The following is a 20088-nucleotide window of genomic DNA, read 5'->3' on the forward strand; positions in this document are numbered from 1 at the left end:
TCGTGTCGCTTAGTGACACAGTGTTAATTCGACCAACTAGGCTTGCAAGCGACAAAATCTGTCGCCAGCTTACGTTATTCTCTATTTATCGACAGTGACCCCAGATAAACAGGAGTAACGGATATGGTAACCAGAAGGACGAGCGTCAAGGCAACACGATTTGCGGCATCGAGCAAGCAAAACAGCATCTACAAGACCATCGCCGCCACCTGGGCTCTTAGGTTGACGCTCGCCAGCAACCCGGATCGCCGCGTGTTACGGCGCTTGACCACAGATGACGTCGGCAATTTCCTTGGCGTACAGGATATCTTCGAAGACCTGGACGGGGAATCTCTCGGGAATTTTTCCGCACGCGAAATGAAACGAACGCTTAAAAACCGTCTGGTTGAACTGGAGGCGAATCAGCAGGACTTGCTGGATACGCATCTCGGCGTAAATATTGGCTGGCTCGCAGCCAAGCTCAAACTCGGTCTGGCGGAGCAAAGGGTTATCGCCTACGCTGTGCTCCGCCACTCTCTGCCCACGTTTCTGCAAACCTTGGAGTTTCTTAACTTCGAGTGTTCCCCCGAGCATACGCACGAAGCCTTTAGTTGCATGCTCGCGCTGCCTGTTGCAAAAATGAGGCTCGCTTTGTCAGCCAAGTCGGCGCTAATCCAATCCGGATTAGTCAAACAGGCAGACGCCAGCTTTTCCAGCATCGAAGACAGGCTTGAAGTGCCCGAAAACCTTTGCAGAATACTGCTGGCAAGTCATCGTGACGTTGATTCGCTTCTGGAAAGCTTCTTCAGCGAGGCGACCCCAGCCAAGCTCAAGCCCGAGGACTTTTCCCATCTGGCTGATGATTTTCAACTGATTTCAATCTATCTACAGAATGTCCAGAGCAAGAGGGAGCCTGGCGTAAATATCCTGTTGTACGGAGACAGCGGCGTCGGGAAGTCGGAATTCGCTCGATTGGTCGCTAAAAACATAGGCCAGCGCCTTTACGAAGTCGCATGCGCGGACGACGAGGGTGAAGCCATTAATGGGCAAGCTCGTTTCGCGTCGTTTATGCTCAGTCAAAAAATGCTGGCTAGCGCAGCCGATTGCATCGTTCTCTTCGATGAGATCGAAGATGTTTTCCCCTGTAGGCCCTCTGGTTTTCTTGCTTTTCTCCAAGGTAGTGATGACGATTCCTCGGCCTCCCCCGGAAAAGCCTGGATCAATAGGGTATTGGAAACCAATCCGGTGCCAGCGATCTGGATCAGCAATAGCATCGATCAAATCGATCCCGCTTACTTAAGGCGATTCGATTTTGCACTGGAATTCCCTAAGCCACCGAAGGACGCAAGGTGTCGTATTGCCAAGAAATATTTGGTATCAGCAAAAGCGACGCCGGGTTTCATCGAACGTATTTCGGCCTGGGACAACCTGACGCCTTCTCAAATCGAGAAAGCCGCGAAACTTGCACGGATCGTCGCTGGCTCTCCGGCTGCCACCGAATTACTGGTGGAACGTGCGCTGAAATACAGCGCAAAACTGCTCGGTCAGCCTATGCTAAGCACGGGTGCTGGACAGTCGCCTGGCTACGACTTGGCCTACCTCAACACCAGCATTGCCACAGCACCTCTCATCACCGGACTCAGGGCTCGGCCAAGCGGTACCTTTTGTTTTCATGGTGCCCCCGGAACTGGGAAAACCGCTTTTGCACGCCACTTGGCGGATAACATCGGGAAGCCACTGCTAGTACGACGCGCATCGGATTTGCTTGGCAAATATGTTGGCGAAAGCGAACAGAACATTGCGAAAATGTTCCAGAAGGCGCAGAAGGAGGACGCCGTGCTTGTTCTTGATGAGGCCGACAGCCTTCTGGCCGACCGTCGTGGCGCTCACCAAAGCTGGGAAGTTACGCAGGTCAATGAACTCCTCACGCAGATGGAAGACTTTCAGGGCATCTTCATTTGCACGACCAATCAATTGGATCGGCTTGACCCAGCTTCGCTGCGTCGGTTCGCCTTCAAGATCCGTTTCGACTGCCTGAACCGTGAGCAGCGGCAACTACTCTTTGACGCTGAATTGGAGCGCCTTGCACCAGGCTCTGGAACGGCAACGGCCAGTGTCATTACCAAATTGAATCGCCTTGACAAGCTAACACCCGGCGATTTTGCTGCCGTGGCTAAGCAATGGGCACTATGGGCAACCCAGCCCAGTGCAGATTCGCTCGTGACTGCACTGGAAGAGGAATGCCGGGTCAAGGGGAGTGGTGGTCAAGCGATTGGATTCATGGCATGAAAATCACTACTAGCCAGTTCGAAGCATGGCAAGCCAGCCCGGCCATTCATGAATGGTTCTTGCTGCGATTTCCGGAAGGAGAAGCCAAGTACCAGGACATTCTGACCGCCCTGGCTGAAGATGAGCGGCCCAATGAGGCGCACTGGTTGATGGAAAACGCAGGGACCGACGATTGTGCGTGCCTTGACGTCACGAATCTTGAGGCCCACAAGCATGTGTTTGCGGCGGGTAAGCTTTCTGTAGTTGGCACACTGAGCGTCTCTGGCTGGATACGCGCAGGACTCAGCATCGAAGCTGACAAGAGCTTGAGTGCTGATCTTGGCATTATTGCCGGTTGGAACATTCGCGCGGGAGGCAGCCTTCGTACCAACGGTGAAATAAGAGCAGGCAGTCGTATTGATGCAGGTCGGAACATCACAGCGGGTGACTGCATTACGAGTGCCTTTGCCATCGTTGCCGGAGGAGATATTCGCGCTGGAAAGGAAATCAACTCTGGTACGGATTTTGAACTCATGGGCGAGGCGGTGGAGGCATTGAACAACGACGACTCGGATGATTCCAGAAAGAAATGGATTAACCTGCAAAAACTGTGGGCGGCCAGTAGTGGTTCAGACAACTACTGGGATGCGATTGTCGGCGACCGAAGCCCATTCGGCATCGAAGCATCAGGGGATATTGTCGCCGGAACAGCCATCGTCAGCGTCACGAGCATCAAAGCCGGCGACAGCATCATGGCCGGTGAAGCTATCCAAGCCGGTCGTACGATTCACGCTGGCGGAAACGTAACTGCGGGGCGTGGCATCAATGGGGCTTGGAAGCTCTCTGCGGAAGGCAGCATTCAATCTGGAACCGAGATTATTGCGGCAACGATTCATGCAGGTGGCGGAATCACGGCTCAGGGCGACATTCTATTCACGGCTGACCTTGAGTCGGGCAGCGATATCGCTGTGTCCGGAAATATTCGGAGCTGTGAGGACGCCAAGTTCTGCGACATTTCGACTCAAGGGGAACTCCGTGTCGGGGGCGAAATTCTGTGCTCGGGTTACATTCTCGCTGCGAGAATCGATGCGGGTGACGATCTTATAGCTGGCCGTGGCATCCGAACAGACGGTGACATTATTGCGGGAAAAGAATTGGTCGCGGGTCGGTACATCATGAGTCGGTTCGGGAGTATCCGAGCAGGCTTGGGTATCAAAGCTGGCGAAGCCATTCAGGCTGCCCGGAGTATTCAGGCAAGCCGGGAAATTGTCGCCGGTGCCGATTGTGGGATTTTTGCAGCAACGGCACTTAAGCTTTCGGACTGGGTCGCTAATGGGCAAGTCGTCGCCAAGACGAGACCAGAGAACCTGATCAGCGGCTATTGGGTCATGGCATCGGCAAGTGATGAACCAACTCTCTCTGATACTGGCCTAGAAACAGGGAATCCTCCTGCAGTCAGTCTGCCAGCATCCGGAGTCCGGCTGGTCCAAAGTACGGGGCCATACTTCAGCAACGATCACTCGGTACCCTCTTCATCCAACCAAATCGAGTGGCATGAAGAATGGGCAGACCTCAGTGATGGGATCGTTATCAAGGTGATCGGAGTCGGCGGCGCGGGTGGCAATGCCGTCGATCACATGATTAGAGAAGGAGTTCAGGGTGTTGAATTTATTGTGGCCGATACCGATGAACTGGGCCTGAGACGTCGCCTAACCAAGAGTCGCCTTCAACTCGGCCAGGCTAATCTCGGTGCCAGCGACCATATGGAAGCACACCGAAACACCGCAATGCAAGAACGAAATCGCATCAGCCAGTCGCTGAAGGGCGCGCACATGGTTTTCATTGTCGCTGGCATGGGCGGAGTTACAGGTACTGGCTTCGTGCCGATTATTGCTGAAGTGGCCCGCGAACTTGGGATACTGACCGTGGCGGTGGTGACCTCTTCCCACGGCATTGAAGGCAAGCGAATCAATATCGTGGAGGCTGGCATCGCCGAGTTGCGGAAACATGTTCATTGTTTGATTGTCATTCGAAATGACGTGCTGATAGACATGCTTAATACTGGCGTATCCATTGACAGGGCGTTCAAGGAGGCGAATAACCTGTTGCGCTATGCGGTTGGAGGCATCGCCGAAAATATCAATTTCCCTGGCTTAGTTAACCCCGATTTCAAGGATGTACGCGCCGTAATGGCAGGCATGGGTATTGGAATGATGGGTTCAGCCATCGCTTCCGGGGATGATCGTGCTCGTATTGCCGCCGAGAGGGCTCTCGCATCGCCTTTACTAGAGAACAACCTTTCAACAGCGAAGGGCGTCATTGTAAATATCGTCGCCATCCGTGGCCTCAAGATGGCGGAAGTGAATCAAGTGATAAACACCATTCGAGAGTTCGTGGCCGATGATGCGCAGATCATTTTCGGTGCCATCTACGATGAGCGAATAGGCGAGGACATCCGTGTTACGGTTATCGCGGTAGGGCACCCTTCTCCACTATTACAGCAATAATTCGAATTGATCGATCTATGCGACAAGAACTCGACGATCTTCTCTGTCAGCTTTATCCGGAAATCTTCCGTGACCGACACAAGGACAAGTACGAAACCAGTATGTGCTGGGGTTTCTGTTGTGACGACGGCTGGTTCGACATCATCGACAGTCTGTGCGCGACGATTACAGCGCAAGTGAAGGCCGGAAAGATGCCGCCCGTGGTAGCTAGCCAGGTCAAGGAGAAAATCGGGACGCTACGCTTCCGCATTCTCGGTGGTAATGATGAAACACACCGCCTCATTGAACTCGCCAGGCAGAAATCAGAGGTCACTTGCGAGGAATGTGGTCGCCCCGTCGAACGTCGGATTATTGAAGCTGGAAGCATTCTTTGCTCCGCGTGTTCGGATAAATAACGGGCGAAAGTAATTTCCGGATCGTTAATGTGGCCGGTGAGATGCCGCCGTTAATGACGAGCACCACCACATCAATGCGACCTATTCTGTCGCTTTGTAGCCTCATGATGTTCCGAAGTGAAATTTATGAGGTGCAAAATGAAGAGACGGTCATTCATACGTTTGGCAGGTGTAATCGCAGCCTTGTGGTTGCCGTCAATAGTGAGTGCTCGCCAGAAATCAATCACCGGGGAGGTAGCGGCTACATCTTCCCCCATTGTTCCGCCTCACGAACTTCAGGAACGCGAACAACATCCGGAAGGCGAATGGCACACGGTTATCAAGGTCATCGGTGTTGGTGGCGCGGGCGTTAAAGCCATTGAGTACATGATTGATAAAGGGCTCAAAGGCTGTGAATTTGTGGTGGCCGATACCGATGCGAGGGCGCTCAAGCGGAGCAGTGCAAAGGCACTGATTCAATTAGGTCAGACCTGCCGTGGCGTAGGCGGAAATTCAGAAGTCGGCTTCAACGCATCGATGGAAAATCGCCGGTGCATCACCGAGTGTCTAAAAGGTGCTCATATGGTCTTCATTGTCGCAGGTATGGGGTGCAGTACAGGTACCGGCGCTGCACCCTTGTTTGCCGAGGTGGCTCGGGAGTTGGGTACTTTGACTGTGGGATTGGTGACCACGCCTTCTGGTTTTGAAGGCAGGTTACAGAACAATTTTGCGACTGGGATCGCCAAGTTACAAACGCACAGTGATTCGCTGATACTTATCCATAACGACAAGTTGAGTGACGTTCTTAATGACGATGCTTCGCTGCTCGAAATACCCATTGCGGCACACACTGTGATGCACGAAACGATTTCCGGTATCACAGAAATGATCCTGATCCAGGGAATGGTCGGTGTGGACTTCGAAGACGTGCGAACCGTAATGGGCGGAATGGGCGTGGGAATGATGGGGTTAGCGATTGCGACTGGTAGTGACAGGGCTCGTATCGCAGCCCAGAAGGCCATTGCTTCGCCGCTACTGGATGGCGTTGACCTTGCAGGCGCTCAGGGTGTGCTGGTATGCATTACCGCGAAGCGCGGCTTCAAGATGAGGGAAGTCAACGAGGTGATGAATACCGTTCGTAAAGCAGTCGCAGAGGATGCGCACATAATTTTTGGCACGTCGTACGACGAAAATATGGGAGATGATATTCGCGTTACGCTTGTTGCTACTGGGTACAGTGGAAGTTGAGGAATGTATTAGCAAGTAAAGAGCATTAACTTCATACGCAATTCCCATAAAACACCATCTGAAGATAACTCTCTTGGAGAAATGCACAGGCGACAATTTGAGTGTGGAGGAGCTATTCAGTTTTCGCGGCTTGCAGACCTTACACGCGCTCCTGGCTATTGAGTCATGTTGTCCTTTCCGGGTATTCGGTTCATGCCATGCTGGGTGGGAAGCGACTAAATTCTCTGTCCTGAACCATTTTCAGGGAAGGAGCGACGAGCTGTGTCGCAACCTCATTGCAATCAACGCATTGTGCTAGGCATGGCATTCGCAATGCCGCTAATGACATGGCCCGTCGGCCCTGCGCTCACCGCAGAATCACAATGACGTGTCTGGTCATCGAAGAAGAAATCGGGTTCAAATTCCCGAAGAAACGGGCCTTTCTCCAGTCCACCAAGGAACATCGCTTCATCTACGACAATATTCCAATCCATCAGTGTCCGGATGGCGCGTTCGTGAGCCGGCGAACTTCTGGCAGTAACAAGCGCCGTTCGTACTTTCACCGGAATACCTTCTCCCGCCGCCGCTTGTAAACGCTGCAAGGCCAGGAGAAGTGGCTTGAACGGACCTGGCGGTAGCGGACGATCGGCATTCTGCCTTTCATGTTTCTCAAAGGCCGACAGTCCCTCTGACTGAAAGATCTTTTCCGCTTCGTCGGAGAACAGCACTGAATCGCCGTCAAAGGCAATGCGCACCTCCGTCGGATGGCGGTTGGCATCGACCACGGATTCGGCAAAAACACGCGCCGCCGGATAACCGGCCTCCAGGGCGCTGCGTACATCACTTTCATGCGCGGATAAGAACAGATGCGCACCGAGCGGCCGCAGGTAGCCATAGGGAGCTCGGCCTCGGGTGAACACGCTCCGGGTCAGCGAAAGCCCGTTACCTTCCGCCGAGCGCAGAACACGTAACCCCGACACAGGATCGTTACGGGAAAGAATGACGACCTCCACCCTGTGCTGTCCGTCATTGTTAAACGAAAGCAGTTTCTTGACGAGCGGAAAGGCTACCCCCGGAGCCGCTGTTTGCTCGAGGCGATCAAGTTGAACGGCCATGTAGGCCGTATCGTTCTGCTCTTCAAACACTCGATTCTCGTCCTCGAAATCGAACAAGGCGCGTGATGACAGGGCCACCACCAGTTGGTTGTCGAGCGTCACCGTCATACGGGTTTTCCTAAATTGAGGCTACGGAAATGGTTGAGGTCATTCTTGACACTTGGGCAGCGACACGATACTCGATTCAATTGACGCCATTAAAGTGCAATCAGCACAGGATATGAGGGTATCCCAGAGCAATTCAGAATCGTGATTCTGCGTACCATCCAAGGTCTGGCGAACATCACGATCAACATAGACAGTTTTCCAGCACCTTGGCGGCCGCTTCGGTCATCACGATTTTCACCGCCATCTGCGCCCGGGTCAGACCTACAAAAAGTTTGCGGCACTCGCGTTCATTGAGTTCGGCAAAGTCTATTTCGCTCAGGATGACGGCTGGGTCGGACTGGCCTTTGAAGCGGTAGATGGATTCGACCCGCAGGTCACCCTCCTTCCAGATCGGTGAACCATCAATGTTGTATCGACCAGTAAAGCGATGGAGGGCGTGCTGGCCCAACGTGTCCTGGCTGAGCAGTGCAGACTTGCTGGCACCGTGCCCGGTAAGGATGACCATGTCGCTGATCTGGAATCCTTGCTTCAGCAGGCTTTCTACGGCCAGCGTGGTTTGCTGCCGCATGGCTTGCGGGCTGCCATCGCTGGTCAGGAATTCCGGTGCATCGCCGGGATAAGGACTGCGTGTTTCGATGGGATGGCTGGCCAGCCGGAAGGCGTTGATGGTCTGGCAAATAATTTGCGGGCTGCGAAAATTGTCATGACAGCTCAGATGGACAGCGTCAGGCAGATCAAATCCATCGCGTTCGTAGAGTCGCTGATCTTTATCTTCGAGCAGGTAGAGCCGCCCATTATCCTTGAGTTGGCCGATCAGGCACTCAACCCAATCCGGTGTAAAGTCCTGGCCCTCGTCGATGATCAGCAGGTCCAGGCGAGGAGCGCTGTCCGTCATGGCCTCCTTGTAGACTTGGCATACATTCTGGAACATATCAGGGGAAGTGAAGTCAGGCTCCCCCTTTGTGCGCCGGTAGTGCTCAACACACAACTCATGAAAGGTGCTGACCTGCACTTGCGGCGGTGCCAACCGGCTGATGTGATCCGAAAGTGGACGGTTGTAGCAGACATAGAGCGCACGTTGTTGTTGTGCCGCCGCATCACTCAGCAAGCGCAAAGCCAGTTGAGTTTTGCCGGACCCCGCCGTGGCCTGAATGCGGATCATGCCCGAAGGCGCCTGGATGCGTGGCACCCAGGTTGCCAAACCATCGGCCAGTTTCCGGCTCGAGGACACAATCTGGCGTTGCAGGGCCGAAACATCCGGTGCAATCGTGAGCAGATTGGACAGGAATCGTCGGACTTGATCGGCGCCGGGGGATGGAGCGCGTAGCGGCAACAACTGCTGCACCTTGGCGCCCAGATGCTCGTAATCTTCGGCATCGAAGATGCGCTCGCGAGGGATGACAATAATTTCGCCAGCGAGTACCCGGCAATCCGGCAGAACCAGACAATTCTTGATGGAAGTCTTGATACCGGCGTGATCAAGCCGGTTGAGCATGGCGGAGTATTGCACCCTGAGTTGCTGGTCGACACGTTTCGTTTTCGTACCGTAGGTTTTGAAGATGCCATCTGCCCGAAAGGCGACTTGGCCAGCTTTCACCTCCATCAGTAGCAATTCACCCGATCGGTTCATGATCACCAGATCAATTTCGCCATGGCTATCCTCGCCTTGACGCAGGCTGTGCCAATCGACGTTATGGAAAATTTCGTAGCCGTCGGGCAAGTCCAGTTCCAGACGATCAAGAACATCCAGCTCACGAAAATACCCTGCGTTGGCGGCTCGGGTGGGGGCCGTACAAGGAAAGAGTTTGGCCATGAGGTTTGGCGCACACCCAAGCCAATTCAGGCTTGGGTGTGGGCACGCTTTGTTGTGATTTTGTTGGGTGTCAGTCTATCGCTTTGAAGGCAGGCTTGATAGGTCGAGTCTCAGGAATGTTCAAACCCATTTCGAATTCGCCTTGACGCCCCGCCGGGCAGCCAGCTTTGGCGGCATCGAATCGAGCGGTTTTAGTTTTAGGTAATCCAAAGGACTGGCATAGCCGCGCCTACTTGATCAAGACAAGCGGGGAATGGACGCAGTTGAGCCACGACCACACCTTCCTCAATGACTTTATCGAAACCGGGGAGGCCGATCCAGAAATTGAGTACGCGCAGATGGAAGGCGGACTGGCGCATTGCTTGATTGCCGACGATGATGAAGACGGCTTCGCCGTGCATTACAGCAGTACATCGTTTTTCGACAGTGACAGCCTGTTGCTCTGCTCCGACTGCTTGCACGACTCCTTATGCGATTCTCGTCTAAAACAGTTGTACAACCCGGCGCTTTACCCCAAGCAACATGTTGAGGTTTGGCGCAAGGCCGTGCTGAAAGCAGGAGCACCCGACAATTTTTCAATCATCCTCGCTCGGATGAATCCAGTGCCGACGCAACCGGATTTGGCTGGATCAGCGGTGCAATAGACCACGCGGCACGGTTCAGTTCGCTGGATCCTCGTGTGACAGGCGCGGAACAGTGCCCCTTGAATACAAAAAATGGCGGCTATTCGTTAGCCTGACGGGTGTCATGGATAGATTTCCTGATTGCTTTCCCACTGTCGGCGTCAAGGCCAAACATGGTACTCATGAATACGTAATTGATACCCGTGATTTTCTTTATTTCGGCTGCTGTCAATGGTGGCGAGATACGTTGGAAACGATGAAGCTTCATCGAATATTCTTCGTCAATATGCGCAGGATCGCCCTGATAAGGCGCTTTGACAAGTTTTCCATCTGCCTCACCGAACGCAACAATGCCAACACCAGATTGATACAGAAAAATCACATCACCCTTGGCTAATCTCTCGATTTTGTACTTCCACGGATCAAAGTAGGCTGCGGCCTTGCCGTGGGATAGCATATCGTCATGGTCTTGCTGGGTGTTGCTGGCATTGGTGTTGAGGATGTAATAGCCTTCTGCAATGTCTTCGTAAGGATTGTCGAGAACCCTGAACGGCGACATTTCAAGCAACATCTCATCGGCACCGCCAGCGTAGATACGGTAGACCCAAGGCCGTACATCCAACCCGCTTGAGCGCCAATAGCGGGCAGCTTCTCGGGTTCGGTAATCCAATCCATTGGTGATTACTACAAAAACTTGTTTCCGGTTGAAATCATCATCCGATAACTGAACACCAAATTTCGCTTTATGCGCCATTTTGAGTGATTGGGATGGGTCAGTTGCATTCTTGAACCAAGCGTCCAATTCATGGTATTTCATTGCACCGTAAATCTGGCCGTAACGGAGCACTTGAAGCAGGTTTGAGCTATGGGATTCCCACGCTTTCAACTCGAAGATAAAGAGATTACCTTCCTTGTCTACCGCCATTAAATCAGGCTCTTCTTGCCAGCTACGGGACTGCATCAGAAGAATAAGTTCATCATCAGGAAACAACCTGTCCAATGACCTGAAGAGAATATCTTGCAGAGCACGCTCATCAAGACCGAAGGACTGTAACCTTTGTGTTCGGCGTTTTTCAGCAAAGCGGGTTTTGGTATTGATATTTATCAGCATGGTAATAACTCCGATGGATGGCTAGCGATTGAATTTACCAGCTGGCGCAGATTTATCACACCAGTCGGTGTTGAATGATTGGTTGGACGAATCCGCAATGCGGAGAAAAGGCGGCACCGACCGTCGACCATGAAAGCGCATCCCGTTACTTGGCATCCTGCCAGATGTTGTAGCCTGCGCAGTGCCTATCGTTTATAGCTGCTGCCCTTGCTATTCCACAACCCGCTGATTTTCCTGTTTACTTTCCAAAATTAAATTCAAATCCTCAGCATGACCTGAGTGCCAGAATTCAATAACTCAGCCAGCGGTTCAATAAACCCAAGAGAGTGCTCAGACTCACTCTCGGTGATCGTGATAACAATCTGTACGCCGCGCGACTTTAGATATTCACCCAATTGCAACAATGCCATCTGTGCAACAGGCTGATGTTTGAGCAAATGAATGTCTTCGAGCAATACCAGTTCCATACTGTATAGCCTATCCAGGCAAACTTTATCGCTAAGACCAATCGATAATTCGTCTGCTGTAATGATGACAACTTGACCCTCGGGTCGGAAGTGTAGCCAGCTATTCCCGACGGCATGTAACAGATGCTTCTTGCCACTACCCACGGGGCCTAAGATCAATAATGGGTTTTGTTCAACACGGCCAAAAGAAGTGGAGGCTAGAAAAGCGTAGGTATAAGCAAGAGCATTATTGGAATTCGAGTTAAAACGATCGAAGTTCAGTTTAGGGTCAATACCACATGCAATGACTTTATTTAGATGCTCAGCCGTTATTGGTTCAGGTTCGGCACGGGCTTTGCAGAAATCGTTGAGTGACGACATTATTTGTTGAAACTGCTTGTTCGACTCTGCAAGTTCATCCAGGCTTGTCCATTCAATCATAGGAATTAGGGTGGCCTTCACGGCTTTGCTTATGTAACTCGCAACCAAATTTTCATGATCTAACAGGCCCCATTCGCTCCCGAACGTCACTTCGGTCACGACACCAGTTTTTAGTAATTTGATGCCGCCTAAGGGACTGTGGGCATAAACCCCATCCGCTGGACAATCGAAGCCCAGGCCAAGATAAAGATGCAATATCATCCCCTGATCAAATAAGAAAAAGTTTTCACACCTGAGTTTCCTTGCAGATACGACGGTATGTGTCGTACTCGGTATGTCACCGAGAATTACTGCTCGCGACATGGAATGTCGCGCCATAGCGAAAATGTCTTGATCGATATTCTGGTCTCTATGGGTTTCGTCGAACGGATGATTTCTTTCTACGTATTTTCCCTTGTTCTTTTCAAGCATTTTCTTCAGCCAGAATGCCGCTCGCCAAAATGGTCACTCGAAATTCATCGGCCAAGGCCGTGTTTCTATTCGCACCGCAGCACAGTATCTGCTCATGGTCTGCGTCGCCGATGGTATTGCGCACTGTGTTCAATATTTTGTTAACCTGGCCCAATCTCTGGAGTGCTCCAGGTGCCCCCTCAATGGAAACCAGAATGCCTGATGCAGATCGTAGCCGACGCTCGCCGAGTAATGGGTGTGCGATAGCTTGGAGGGCAGCCGTTTCGGCGGCATTTTCCCCTCTGGCGTTTCCGTACCCTATCGCGGAGTACCTATCCTTGGAGAGTATCGACCGGACGCCCTCTGTGTCGATATTGACCAAACCGGATTCAGAAAAAGGTAGTGTCACACCCCGATAGAGTCGCTCGAAGGTGGTTGTCGCCTGATCGAGCGGGAACGACAACGATCTTTCCATCCCGGATGCCTGCGCCAGCACTTGATTTGGGATTGTGAAAACGGCATCCACTCGGCGGCCCAATGCATGGGTTCCGGCTAGGGCAATTTGCTGACGTCGCCGCCCTTCGAAATCGAATGGGGTTATGGCGGCGCCAAAGGAAATGATCTTTTTTTCATGCAATATTGCTGCAATGACCGGCGCAATACCGGTTCCGGCAGCGCCACCCATGCCGGCAACAACAAATGCAATATCGAGGTCGACAACTGCCTCGGCAATCTCCGACTTGGCATCGATGGCAAGAAGCTTTGCGCTTCGGGCATCATCCGGACGAGTAATTCCGTTACCGATTAGAACCTTTCGAACTGCTGCTACGCCATGCAAAGCAAAGGGATCAACGTCAATCGCGATGGAGCAGTTCAGGTAGGGAAGTTTTCCGAGCAGGCTGGAAAGTACAGATCCACCGGCACCGCCGATGGCTACCACACCGATTCGAGGAGCCAAAGGATCGTCAGCAATCTCGAGAAGGTTTTCCGGAGCAACAAATTGCGTGGTGCCCATCGATAGGGCCGCCGATGAAGCGGTTCCTGCCAATGCCATAGCAGGCAGTGCCGTAGTGGCACCCAAACAAGACAGTGTGTGCAAAAACTTACGGCGATCCATAACGGTTCTCCCACAGTCGGTGATGAAAGAACTATGGCTCGGTAGTCCGACACCATGAGTCGCAGTAGAGTTGGTTTCCTTGAGCTGCGAATAAATTTTCCTGCCATGCATTTCATGCGACACAAAACGTCGTACGTGGGGCGATAATGGCATCAATGACTCAACATCCCCTTGTTCTTAACCAGTACTCCGCCTCCTGATTTTCTGACACTCACGCTCGCAGATTGAATAACACCATGCGCACATTTTCAAAATCCAAACTCCTGGCTTTACGCCAATGTCCAAAACGGTTGTGGCTCGAAGTTCATCGCCCTGACTTGCGCGAGGACTCTGCGGCGACTGAGGCCAGCTTCCGAGTGGGGCACAAAGTCGGCGACATGGCCCAGCGGATCTATGATCCCGAGGGACGCGGGGCGCTGATCGACGTGCAAAGCGAGGGTTTTAACCGCGCCTTTGAGCGTAGCGCGGAGTTGCTTCACACCACGCAACCCATCTTTGAAGCCGGCTTCAGCGCCGGTGGAGCGCTGGCCTTTGCTGACGTCATGCTCCCGGAACAGAAAGACGGCAAGCGGGTCTGGCGGATGGTGGAAGTCAAATCCTCGACCAGCGTAAAGGACTACCACCACGACGACGTGGCGGTGCAAGCCTTCGTGGCCCAATCCGCCGGCGTGCCGCTGGAATCCATCGCCCTGGCGCATATCGACAGTGCATGGACATACCCGGGCGATGACGACTACCGGGGGCTGCTCAAGGAAAATGATCTGACCGAAGAAGCCTTCGCGCGTAGCGAAGAGGTCAAAGGCTGGATCGCCCAGGCACAAAGCATCGTCGGTGAGCCCGCCGAGCCTGTCATCAGCACCGGAAAACAGTGCGAAACGCCTTACGCATGCGGCTTTTACGAACATTGCTGTAACGCCGAGCCGAAGTCGCAATACCCGGTCTCTTGGCTACCCCGCTTTCCCTCGGCCAAGGTACGTGAACTGGCCACCCAAGGGATCATTGACCTGAGAAATGTTCCTGACGACCTGCTCAACGCTCGACAGCAACGGGTCAAAGAACACACGCAAACCGATATGGTATTTTTTGATGCCGCTGGCGCCGCCGCGGATCTGGCCGCCTGTGGCTTTCCAGCCTACTTTCTCGACTTCGAGACCATCCAGTTCCCAGTGCCCATCTGGAAAGGCACCCGGCCCTATCAGATGATTACCTTTCAGTTCAGTCTGCACACCCTGGCGGCGTCCGGCCGGCTTGAGCAAACCGCTTTCCTCGATCTCTCCGGCGATAATCCGTCCGAGCCCTTTGCCCAAGCCCTGATCGCCGCCTGCGGTCAGCAAGGGCCCGTCTACGTCTATAACGCCGGATTTGAAATGGCGCGTATCCGCGAACTGGCCGAACGTATCCCACAACTGAGCGAACCGCTGCTGGCGATCAACGAGCGCGTTGTCGATCTATTGCCCATCGCTCGTGAGCGTTACTACCATCCCAGCCAGCAAGGGAGCTGGAGTATCAAAAAGGTGTTGCCGGCCGTGGTGCCCGAACTGCGCTACGACGCCCTTGACGGGGTGCAGGATGGCGGCATGGCGATGGAGGCATTCCTTGAAGGCATTCACCCAGGCACCAGCGCCGAGCGCAAAGACGCAATCGAACAGCAACTTCTGGCCTATTGCCGGCTCGACACCTACGCCATGGTGCGCCTGTGGCAGGTATTTGCCGGTCGCACGGAACTGAGGCTCTGACCATGCCAAGACGCCCGGATTCTCTCGAAACACTCCAGCTTTCCCATGAACTTCTGCGGCGCATACCCAAGGGCCGCACCATCACCGCCCCGGAACTGCATCAGCAACTGGCGGACGCCGGCTTCGAGCGAGACATGCGAACCATCCAGCGCCAACTGGAAACACTTGCCGAATACTTCGACCTCGACCGCGATGACAGCAGCAAACCCTACCGTTATTGCTGGAAGGAACGGGCCAAAGGTTTGTCGTTGCCAAGTCTCAGTACGCAGGAATCGTTGTTGCTCATGCTCGCGGAGCAGCATTTGAGCAGCCTGCTCCCCGCCAAGCTTATGAAATCGATGGAAGGATTTTTTACCCAGGCTCGGAGCCAACTGGTGGACAAGGGCTCAAGCCAGCGCGAACGCGAATGGCTGCAGAAAGTGCGTGTGGTCAGCACCAGCCAGCCCCTGTTACCCCCAAAGATCGACCCCATCGTATTCGATCAGGTCAGCAATGCCCTCTACGGCAATCAGTGGCTGGAGGTGGATTACAAGAACGCGGCCGGCAAGCGAACCGCCACTCGCGTCATGCCGCTGGGTCTGGCCCAGCAGGGTCCGCGCATGTACCTCGTTTGCCGCTTCGATGGCTACGACAACGAAAGAAGCCTTGCTCTGCATCGCATCGTCTCCGCCCGTGCCACGACTCTGACTTTCGAGCGCCCCAAGAACTTTGATCTCAAACAGTATGACGACGATGGGCGCTTCGGCTACGGCCATGGTGAGCGCATCCGACTGAACTTCCGGATTGAAAAGGAAGCCGGTTTGCATTTGCTGGAATCGCCGCTTTCTGCTGATCAGTTGGCGGTGGAACTGGATGATGTCTATGAAATCACGGCGACGGTGGTGGATTCGGCGATGCTGGATTGGTGGCTGAGGGGATTTGGGGATGCGGTGAGCGGGATCGGTAAAACTCCGATCCCGTTGTGAGGCAAACGCCCCCTTGGCGCAGGTTCGCCTGATTCAATTTTTCACGGAACACCAAAATGCCGACCGGTAAAACCCACAATAGTCTCGCCCGCCAATGGGAATTGCTCAGACGCTTGCCGCCCCGTGGCCCAGGCAAGACGGCAAAGCAACTGGCCGATGAATTGAAAGATGCCGGATTTGCTGTCACCAAGCGCACAGTGGAAAGAGATTTGGCCAATCTGTATGATGCCTTCGACCTCGTCTGCAACAATGCGGGCGTCCCATTCGGGTGGCACTGGATATCCGGCGCCTGTCCGGAAATGCCCGGCCTGACTCTGGCCGAGGCGCTCTCATTGCGCCTGCTGGAAAACTACCTGAAACCGCTCCTGCCGGTATCGATATTGTCGGTACTGGCTCCGCGATTCAATTCGGCCGCAAAAAAACTTGATGTGATGGCCGAGGAAAACGCCATGGCCCGCTGGACAGATAAGGTGCGTGCAGTATCGCCTTCATTGCCGTTCCTGCCGCCGAAAATTGCCGATGGTGTGCTGGAAACGGTGCAGGAAGCGGTGTTGCTCGAAAGACAACTCGATGTCGATTACCAGGCGTTCAATGCGCCAGAAGCTACAGAACAGCAATTGCACCCGCTGGCCATCGTGCAACGTGGGCCGGTGACATACCTGGTCGCCACGGCTTTTGATTACGATGACATCCGCCTTTACGCCGCGCATCGCATCTTAGCGGCCAAGGTGTCGGAAGAACCTGCGAAGCGGAGTAAAGACTTCGATCTGGACGCCTACATTGCCCAGGGAGCCTTGCAATTCGGAAAGGGTGAGACCGTTCGCCTCGAAGCGCACGTTTCGGAAGGGTTGGCCTGTGTTTTGCGGGAAACACCGATTTCGGAGGTCATGACTCTGGAACCGGAGGGTTCGGAATGGAGGCTCGTGGCGACGTTGGCGGATTCCTGGCAATTGCAATGGTGGGTGTTGTCGCAGGGGTCGGGGATTACAGTGATTTCGCCGGAAGGGCTACGGAATGCGATTGCAGAGGAATTGGCGCAAGCACTGGCGGGTTATAAAGAGGGCACCAACGAATGAGCAGCGGCGCCACTGCTCAAGCCAGGCACTTCTTCTTGCTGCGCCTTACATGATGCCTCGACCTCAAATCAAAATAGTTGCATCAACCAGTCAATGGACTCAGGGTAGTGATCGCAATCGAGCACGAATTCCTGTCCCCTTCCCACCGTATTTAGCCGCACTGTGCTTCCCTCTGGCGTCCAGCGTTTCGATTTGCCATGGAAGGACAGTGCGGACTGCCTGCCTTCAGGCGAGAACCAACTCGGCAATTGCCACCTTGAGCGGGAATTACCTGGTGCTGTCAGGATGCGCTTCGTATCGATTTTTTCGAATATTCCTCCTCCGGATTGTTCGATGCGCTGTTCCCCAATGCAAAAATGGTCGGTAGCGATGTAGACCGTGTTGCCATCCTTTTCGAATCGTTTTGGAACTGCAATATGCGGATGATCATGCAACCAGGGATTACGCTGGACTATCGCCGCGATGGACTGTGTTCCTGATATTGAAACCACCTCCCCGATCTGTAACCAGCCGAAAAGGACATGAAGATCCGGACTGCCCGGCTTGTAGCGCCAGGTTCCGTTCAGGCTTTCGACATTCCGGAACCAGCCGAAAAACAAGAATAAGTCACCCAACCCTACGCCATGTTTTCGCAAATGACCCTGGGCAGAAGCAATTTGTCCCAAGGCCGGTCGCCAGCCAGGTTTTCGTGGCAGCGTTGATACAGAAAGATCTGGATCGATATGCGTCGAGTTGTATCTCGCGTTCAGGGGGGTTAGATCGCTGACGAGTTTGCCAACGTCGATCCCGGCAAGGAATATTTCGTCATAACGCCTGAGGTCGCTGTTGGATGGGATTGGCAGCGAAAGCATGCGTCCATCGGGCAAGATCGGGCTGGCACCGCCTCCTGATGTCGAATCAAATCCCTTGCGGCTCAAAATAATTTTCATGTTCTTCCCTTAATAACGACATGGAGTGTGTTTTCACAAGACAAGCAGCAATATTCGCTATCGACCTCGATTGGTCTCCATCGTACTAAACTTTAAAACAATAATATTCGACAAATAGAAGCGTTTCGAGCCTGGCAGACAATGTGCGGACAGCGACTCTGCAACGTCCGTGGCTTTAACCCAGCATTCCGTGTTGAGCATGCAAACGATCAGGAGTTTGACGAAGGTCCAGTGAGAACAAGGTAGAACGGCCACCAGGAGAAAGGAAATCCATTCCGAAAGCAGCATACAAATTGAAGCAGAAAAGGGCATAAGGAAGCATCCGAGATCGAGAAGTATCCTTCGCAAACCGACATGTCATGTTAAGTGTTTCCTGTATTTATTCGTATATATTCACGTGCCGCTGCAATGTCTTCGGCATCTGTTGGCTAACGCGAGTGTCTAAACTTAACTTTCTTCATTGACTGAATGCTAGCGTTTCAAACCGTGTGTATTCTTTCAAAAACGTAAGCTTGACAGTGTCAGTCGGACCATTTCGCTGTTTGCTGATGATGCATTCTGCAAGGCCACGTAATTGTTCTTCGTTGCGTTTGTAGTACTCCTCTCGGAACAAAAACATGATTACATCTGCGTCCTGCTCAATTGCTCCTGATTCGCGAAGGTCCGACATGATCGGTCGCTTGTCCTCGCGCTCTTCAACTTTCCTTGAAAGCTGAGACAGAGCAATGATCGGAACATGGAGTTCTTTTGCCAGCGCTTTGATTGCTCGTGATATTTCAGAAACCTCTGTGGCTCGGTTATCGCTCTGCCTTGAAGCATTCATCAATTGAATGTAATCGATGACAATAAGCCCGAGCGGCTTCTCACATTGCCGTGAAAGCCTACGAGCCTTCGAACGAAGTTGGAGTGGTGTAATTCCACCGCTTTCGTCAATATAGATCTGTGCCTCATGAAGCTTGCCAAGTGACATTCCCAGCCGACTCCATTCATCGTCAGTCAGTCGGCCCGTGCGGATTCGCTGAGAATCTACCCGTCCGACGGATGCCAACATCCTCATGGCCAACTGAACTCCTCCCATTTCCATTGAAAAAATTGCGACCGGCAAACCGCTATGGATAGCAACGTTTTCTGCGATGTTCAAAGCGAATGCTGTTTTTCCCATCGATGGGCGCCCAGCAACAATGATCAGGTCTCCCGGTTGCAATCCTGACGTTAAGCGATCAAGATCGATAAACCCAGTTGGAATGCCAATCACATCCGATGGATTGTCCTGGTCGCAAAGTGTCTGAATCGATGTAATGGCCTCGGTCAGCAAGGCGTCGATATGCCTAAAATCCTGTGAATACCTTTCGCCGGCCTCGGCGATCTCAAAAATCTTTCTCTCCGCCTCATCAAGCAAGGTCTTTGCATCTCTTCCCTGCGGATTAAGGGTGTCACTGGCAATTTCGTCAGCAGCGGCAACGAGGCGTCTCAATACTGATCGTTCCACAACAACTTCAGCGTATCGCTGAATATGGGCACTCGATGGTGTGTTGGCTGCCAACTCCCCTAAATAGGCAAGCCCACCGGTTGCGTCTGACTGTCCCATACTGTCGAGCGCTTCTGCCACGGTTACTACATCAGCTGGCTTGTTCGAAGCGATCAGGCTTTTTATTTGACGGAATATTTTGCGATGTTCATCTCTATAAAAGTCGCTTTCTTGAAGGGTTTCTCCCAAGCGATCCCACGACTGGTTGTCTAAAAGCAAGCCTCCTAACAAGGACTGTTCTGCTTCGTCAGAATGAGGAGGAACGCGTAACTCAGAAAGCAGAGGGTCTTTTTTTGGGTAATTTTTTCGGCGAGACGAATCGGAATCCAAGGTGA

Annotated in this window: 15 protein-coding genes; 8 read left to right on the top strand and 7 right to left on the bottom strand. The window is 53.1% G+C overall.

Going from position 1 to position 20088, the window contains the following annotated elements; all coding sequences use genetic code 11:
* Positions 1–222 precede the first annotated feature (222 nt).
* The 4 genes from ACOYNV_RS01360 to ftsZ all read left to right on the top strand — a co-directional run bounded on the left by ACOYNV_RS01360 (position 223) and on the right by ftsZ (position 6376).
* The gene (locus ACOYNV_RS01360; protein WP_422897932.1) at positions 223–2268 is read left to right on the top strand and encodes an AAA family ATPase; all 2046 of its coding nucleotides are present in this window, start codon (positions 223–225) and stop codon (positions 2266–2268) included.
* Positions 2265–4754 carry a hypothetical protein gene (locus tag ACOYNV_RS01365; RefSeq protein WP_422897933.1) on the top strand — a complete coding sequence of 830 codons (2490 nt, stop codon included), beginning with the start codon at positions 2265–2267 and terminating at the stop codon, positions 4752–4754. Before ACOYNV_RS01360 ends, ACOYNV_RS01365 begins: the two co-directional genes overlap by 4 nt.
* Positions 4755–4771: 17 nt before the next feature.
* The gene (locus tag ACOYNV_RS01370) at positions 4772–5149 is read left to right on the top strand and encodes a hypothetical protein (RefSeq protein ID WP_422897934.1); all 378 of its coding nucleotides are present in this window, start codon (positions 4772–4774) and stop codon (positions 5147–5149) included.
* Between the two features lie 138 nt (positions 5150–5287).
* The gene (ftsZ, locus tag ACOYNV_RS01375; protein WP_422897935.1) at positions 5288–6376 is read left to right on the top strand and encodes a cell division protein FtsZ; all 1089 of its coding nucleotides are present in this window, start codon (positions 5288–5290) and stop codon (positions 6374–6376) included.
* Positions 6377–6657: 281 nt separating this feature from the next.
* Here the strand turns inward: ftsZ and ACOYNV_RS01380 are convergent, their stop codons facing one another.
* Together ACOYNV_RS01380 and ACOYNV_RS01385 are read right to left on the bottom strand one after the other, a co-directional pair.
* A complete protein-coding gene (locus ACOYNV_RS01380; protein WP_422897936.1) occupies positions 6658–7578 on the bottom strand; it encodes a 5'-nucleotidase in 921 nt (306 codons plus the stop codon).
* 181 nt (positions 7579–7759) lie between these two features.
* Entirely contained in the window at positions 7760–9391 is a 1632-nt protein-coding gene (locus ACOYNV_RS01385) for an ATP-binding domain-containing protein (protein ID WP_422897937.1), read from the bottom strand.
* A 233-nt stretch (positions 9392–9624) separates the two neighbouring features.
* Between ACOYNV_RS01385 and ACOYNV_RS01390 the strand changes: the two genes are divergently transcribed.
* Entirely contained in the window at positions 9625–10035 is a 411-nt protein-coding gene (locus ACOYNV_RS01390) for a hypothetical protein (RefSeq protein WP_422897938.1), read from the top strand.
* A gap of 79 nt (positions 10036–10114) precedes the next feature.
* Here ACOYNV_RS01390 and ACOYNV_RS01395 read toward each other — a convergent pair whose 3' ends face one another.
* From ACOYNV_RS01395 to ACOYNV_RS01405, 3 genes are all read right to left on the bottom strand, one after another.
* Positions 10115–11125: a hypothetical protein gene (locus ACOYNV_RS01395; RefSeq protein WP_422897939.1), complete on the bottom strand. Its 1011-nt coding sequence runs from the start codon at positions 11123–11125 to the stop codon at positions 10115–10117.
* A 257-nt stretch (positions 11126–11382) separates the two neighbouring features.
* Positions 11383–12423 carry a DnaA ATPase domain-containing protein gene (locus ACOYNV_RS01400; RefSeq protein WP_422897940.1) on the bottom strand — a complete coding sequence of 347 codons (1041 nt, stop codon included), beginning with the start codon at positions 12421–12423 and terminating at the stop codon, positions 11383–11385.
* Positions 12416–13519: a hypothetical protein gene (locus ACOYNV_RS01405; RefSeq protein WP_422897941.1), complete on the bottom strand. Its 1104-nt coding sequence runs from the start codon at positions 13517–13519 to the stop codon at positions 12416–12418. Before ACOYNV_RS01405 ends, ACOYNV_RS01400 begins: the two co-directional genes overlap by 8 nt.
* Before the next feature lie 236 nt (positions 13520–13755).
* Here ACOYNV_RS01405 and ACOYNV_RS01410 point away from each other — a divergent pair, with 236 nt between their 5' ends.
* The 3 genes from ACOYNV_RS01410 to ACOYNV_RS01420 are packed head-to-tail and all read left to right on the top strand — an operon-like array spanning position 13756 to position 17296.
* On the top strand, positions 13756–15255 hold the full coding sequence (locus ACOYNV_RS01410; RefSeq protein WP_422897942.1) for a DUF2779 domain-containing protein: 1500 nt from the start codon (positions 13756–13758) through the stop codon (positions 15253–15255).
* 2 nt (positions 15256–15257) lie between these two features.
* Positions 15258–16220: a helix-turn-helix transcriptional regulator gene (locus ACOYNV_RS01415; RefSeq protein ID WP_422897943.1), complete on the top strand. Its 963-nt coding sequence runs from the start codon at positions 15258–15260 to the stop codon at positions 16218–16220.
* Positions 16221–16276: 56 nt separating this feature from the next.
* Complete coding sequence (locus tag ACOYNV_RS01420; RefSeq protein WP_422897944.1) at positions 16277–17296, top strand: helix-turn-helix transcriptional regulator; 1020 nt, start codon at positions 16277–16279, stop codon at positions 17294–17296.
* 68 nt (positions 17297–17364) lie between these two features.
* On the opposite strand, the gene ACOYNV_RS01425 is transcribed toward ACOYNV_RS01420, so the two are convergent.
* Entirely contained in the window at positions 17365–18225 is an 861-nt protein-coding gene (locus ACOYNV_RS01425) for a hypothetical protein (protein ID WP_422897945.1), read from the bottom strand.
* Positions 18226–18682: 457 nt separating this feature from the next.
* On the bottom strand, positions 18683–20083 hold the full coding sequence (gene dnaB, locus ACOYNV_RS01430) for a replicative DNA helicase (protein WP_422897946.1): 1401 nt from the start codon (positions 20081–20083) through the stop codon (positions 18683–18685).
* Positions 20084–20088 lie beyond the last annotated feature (5 nt).

Origin of the sequence: Propionivibrio sp. (assembly GCF_049316945.1) — a bacterium.
Taxonomy (GTDB): domain Bacteria; phylum Pseudomonadota; class Gammaproteobacteria; order Burkholderiales; family Rhodocyclaceae; genus Propionivibrio.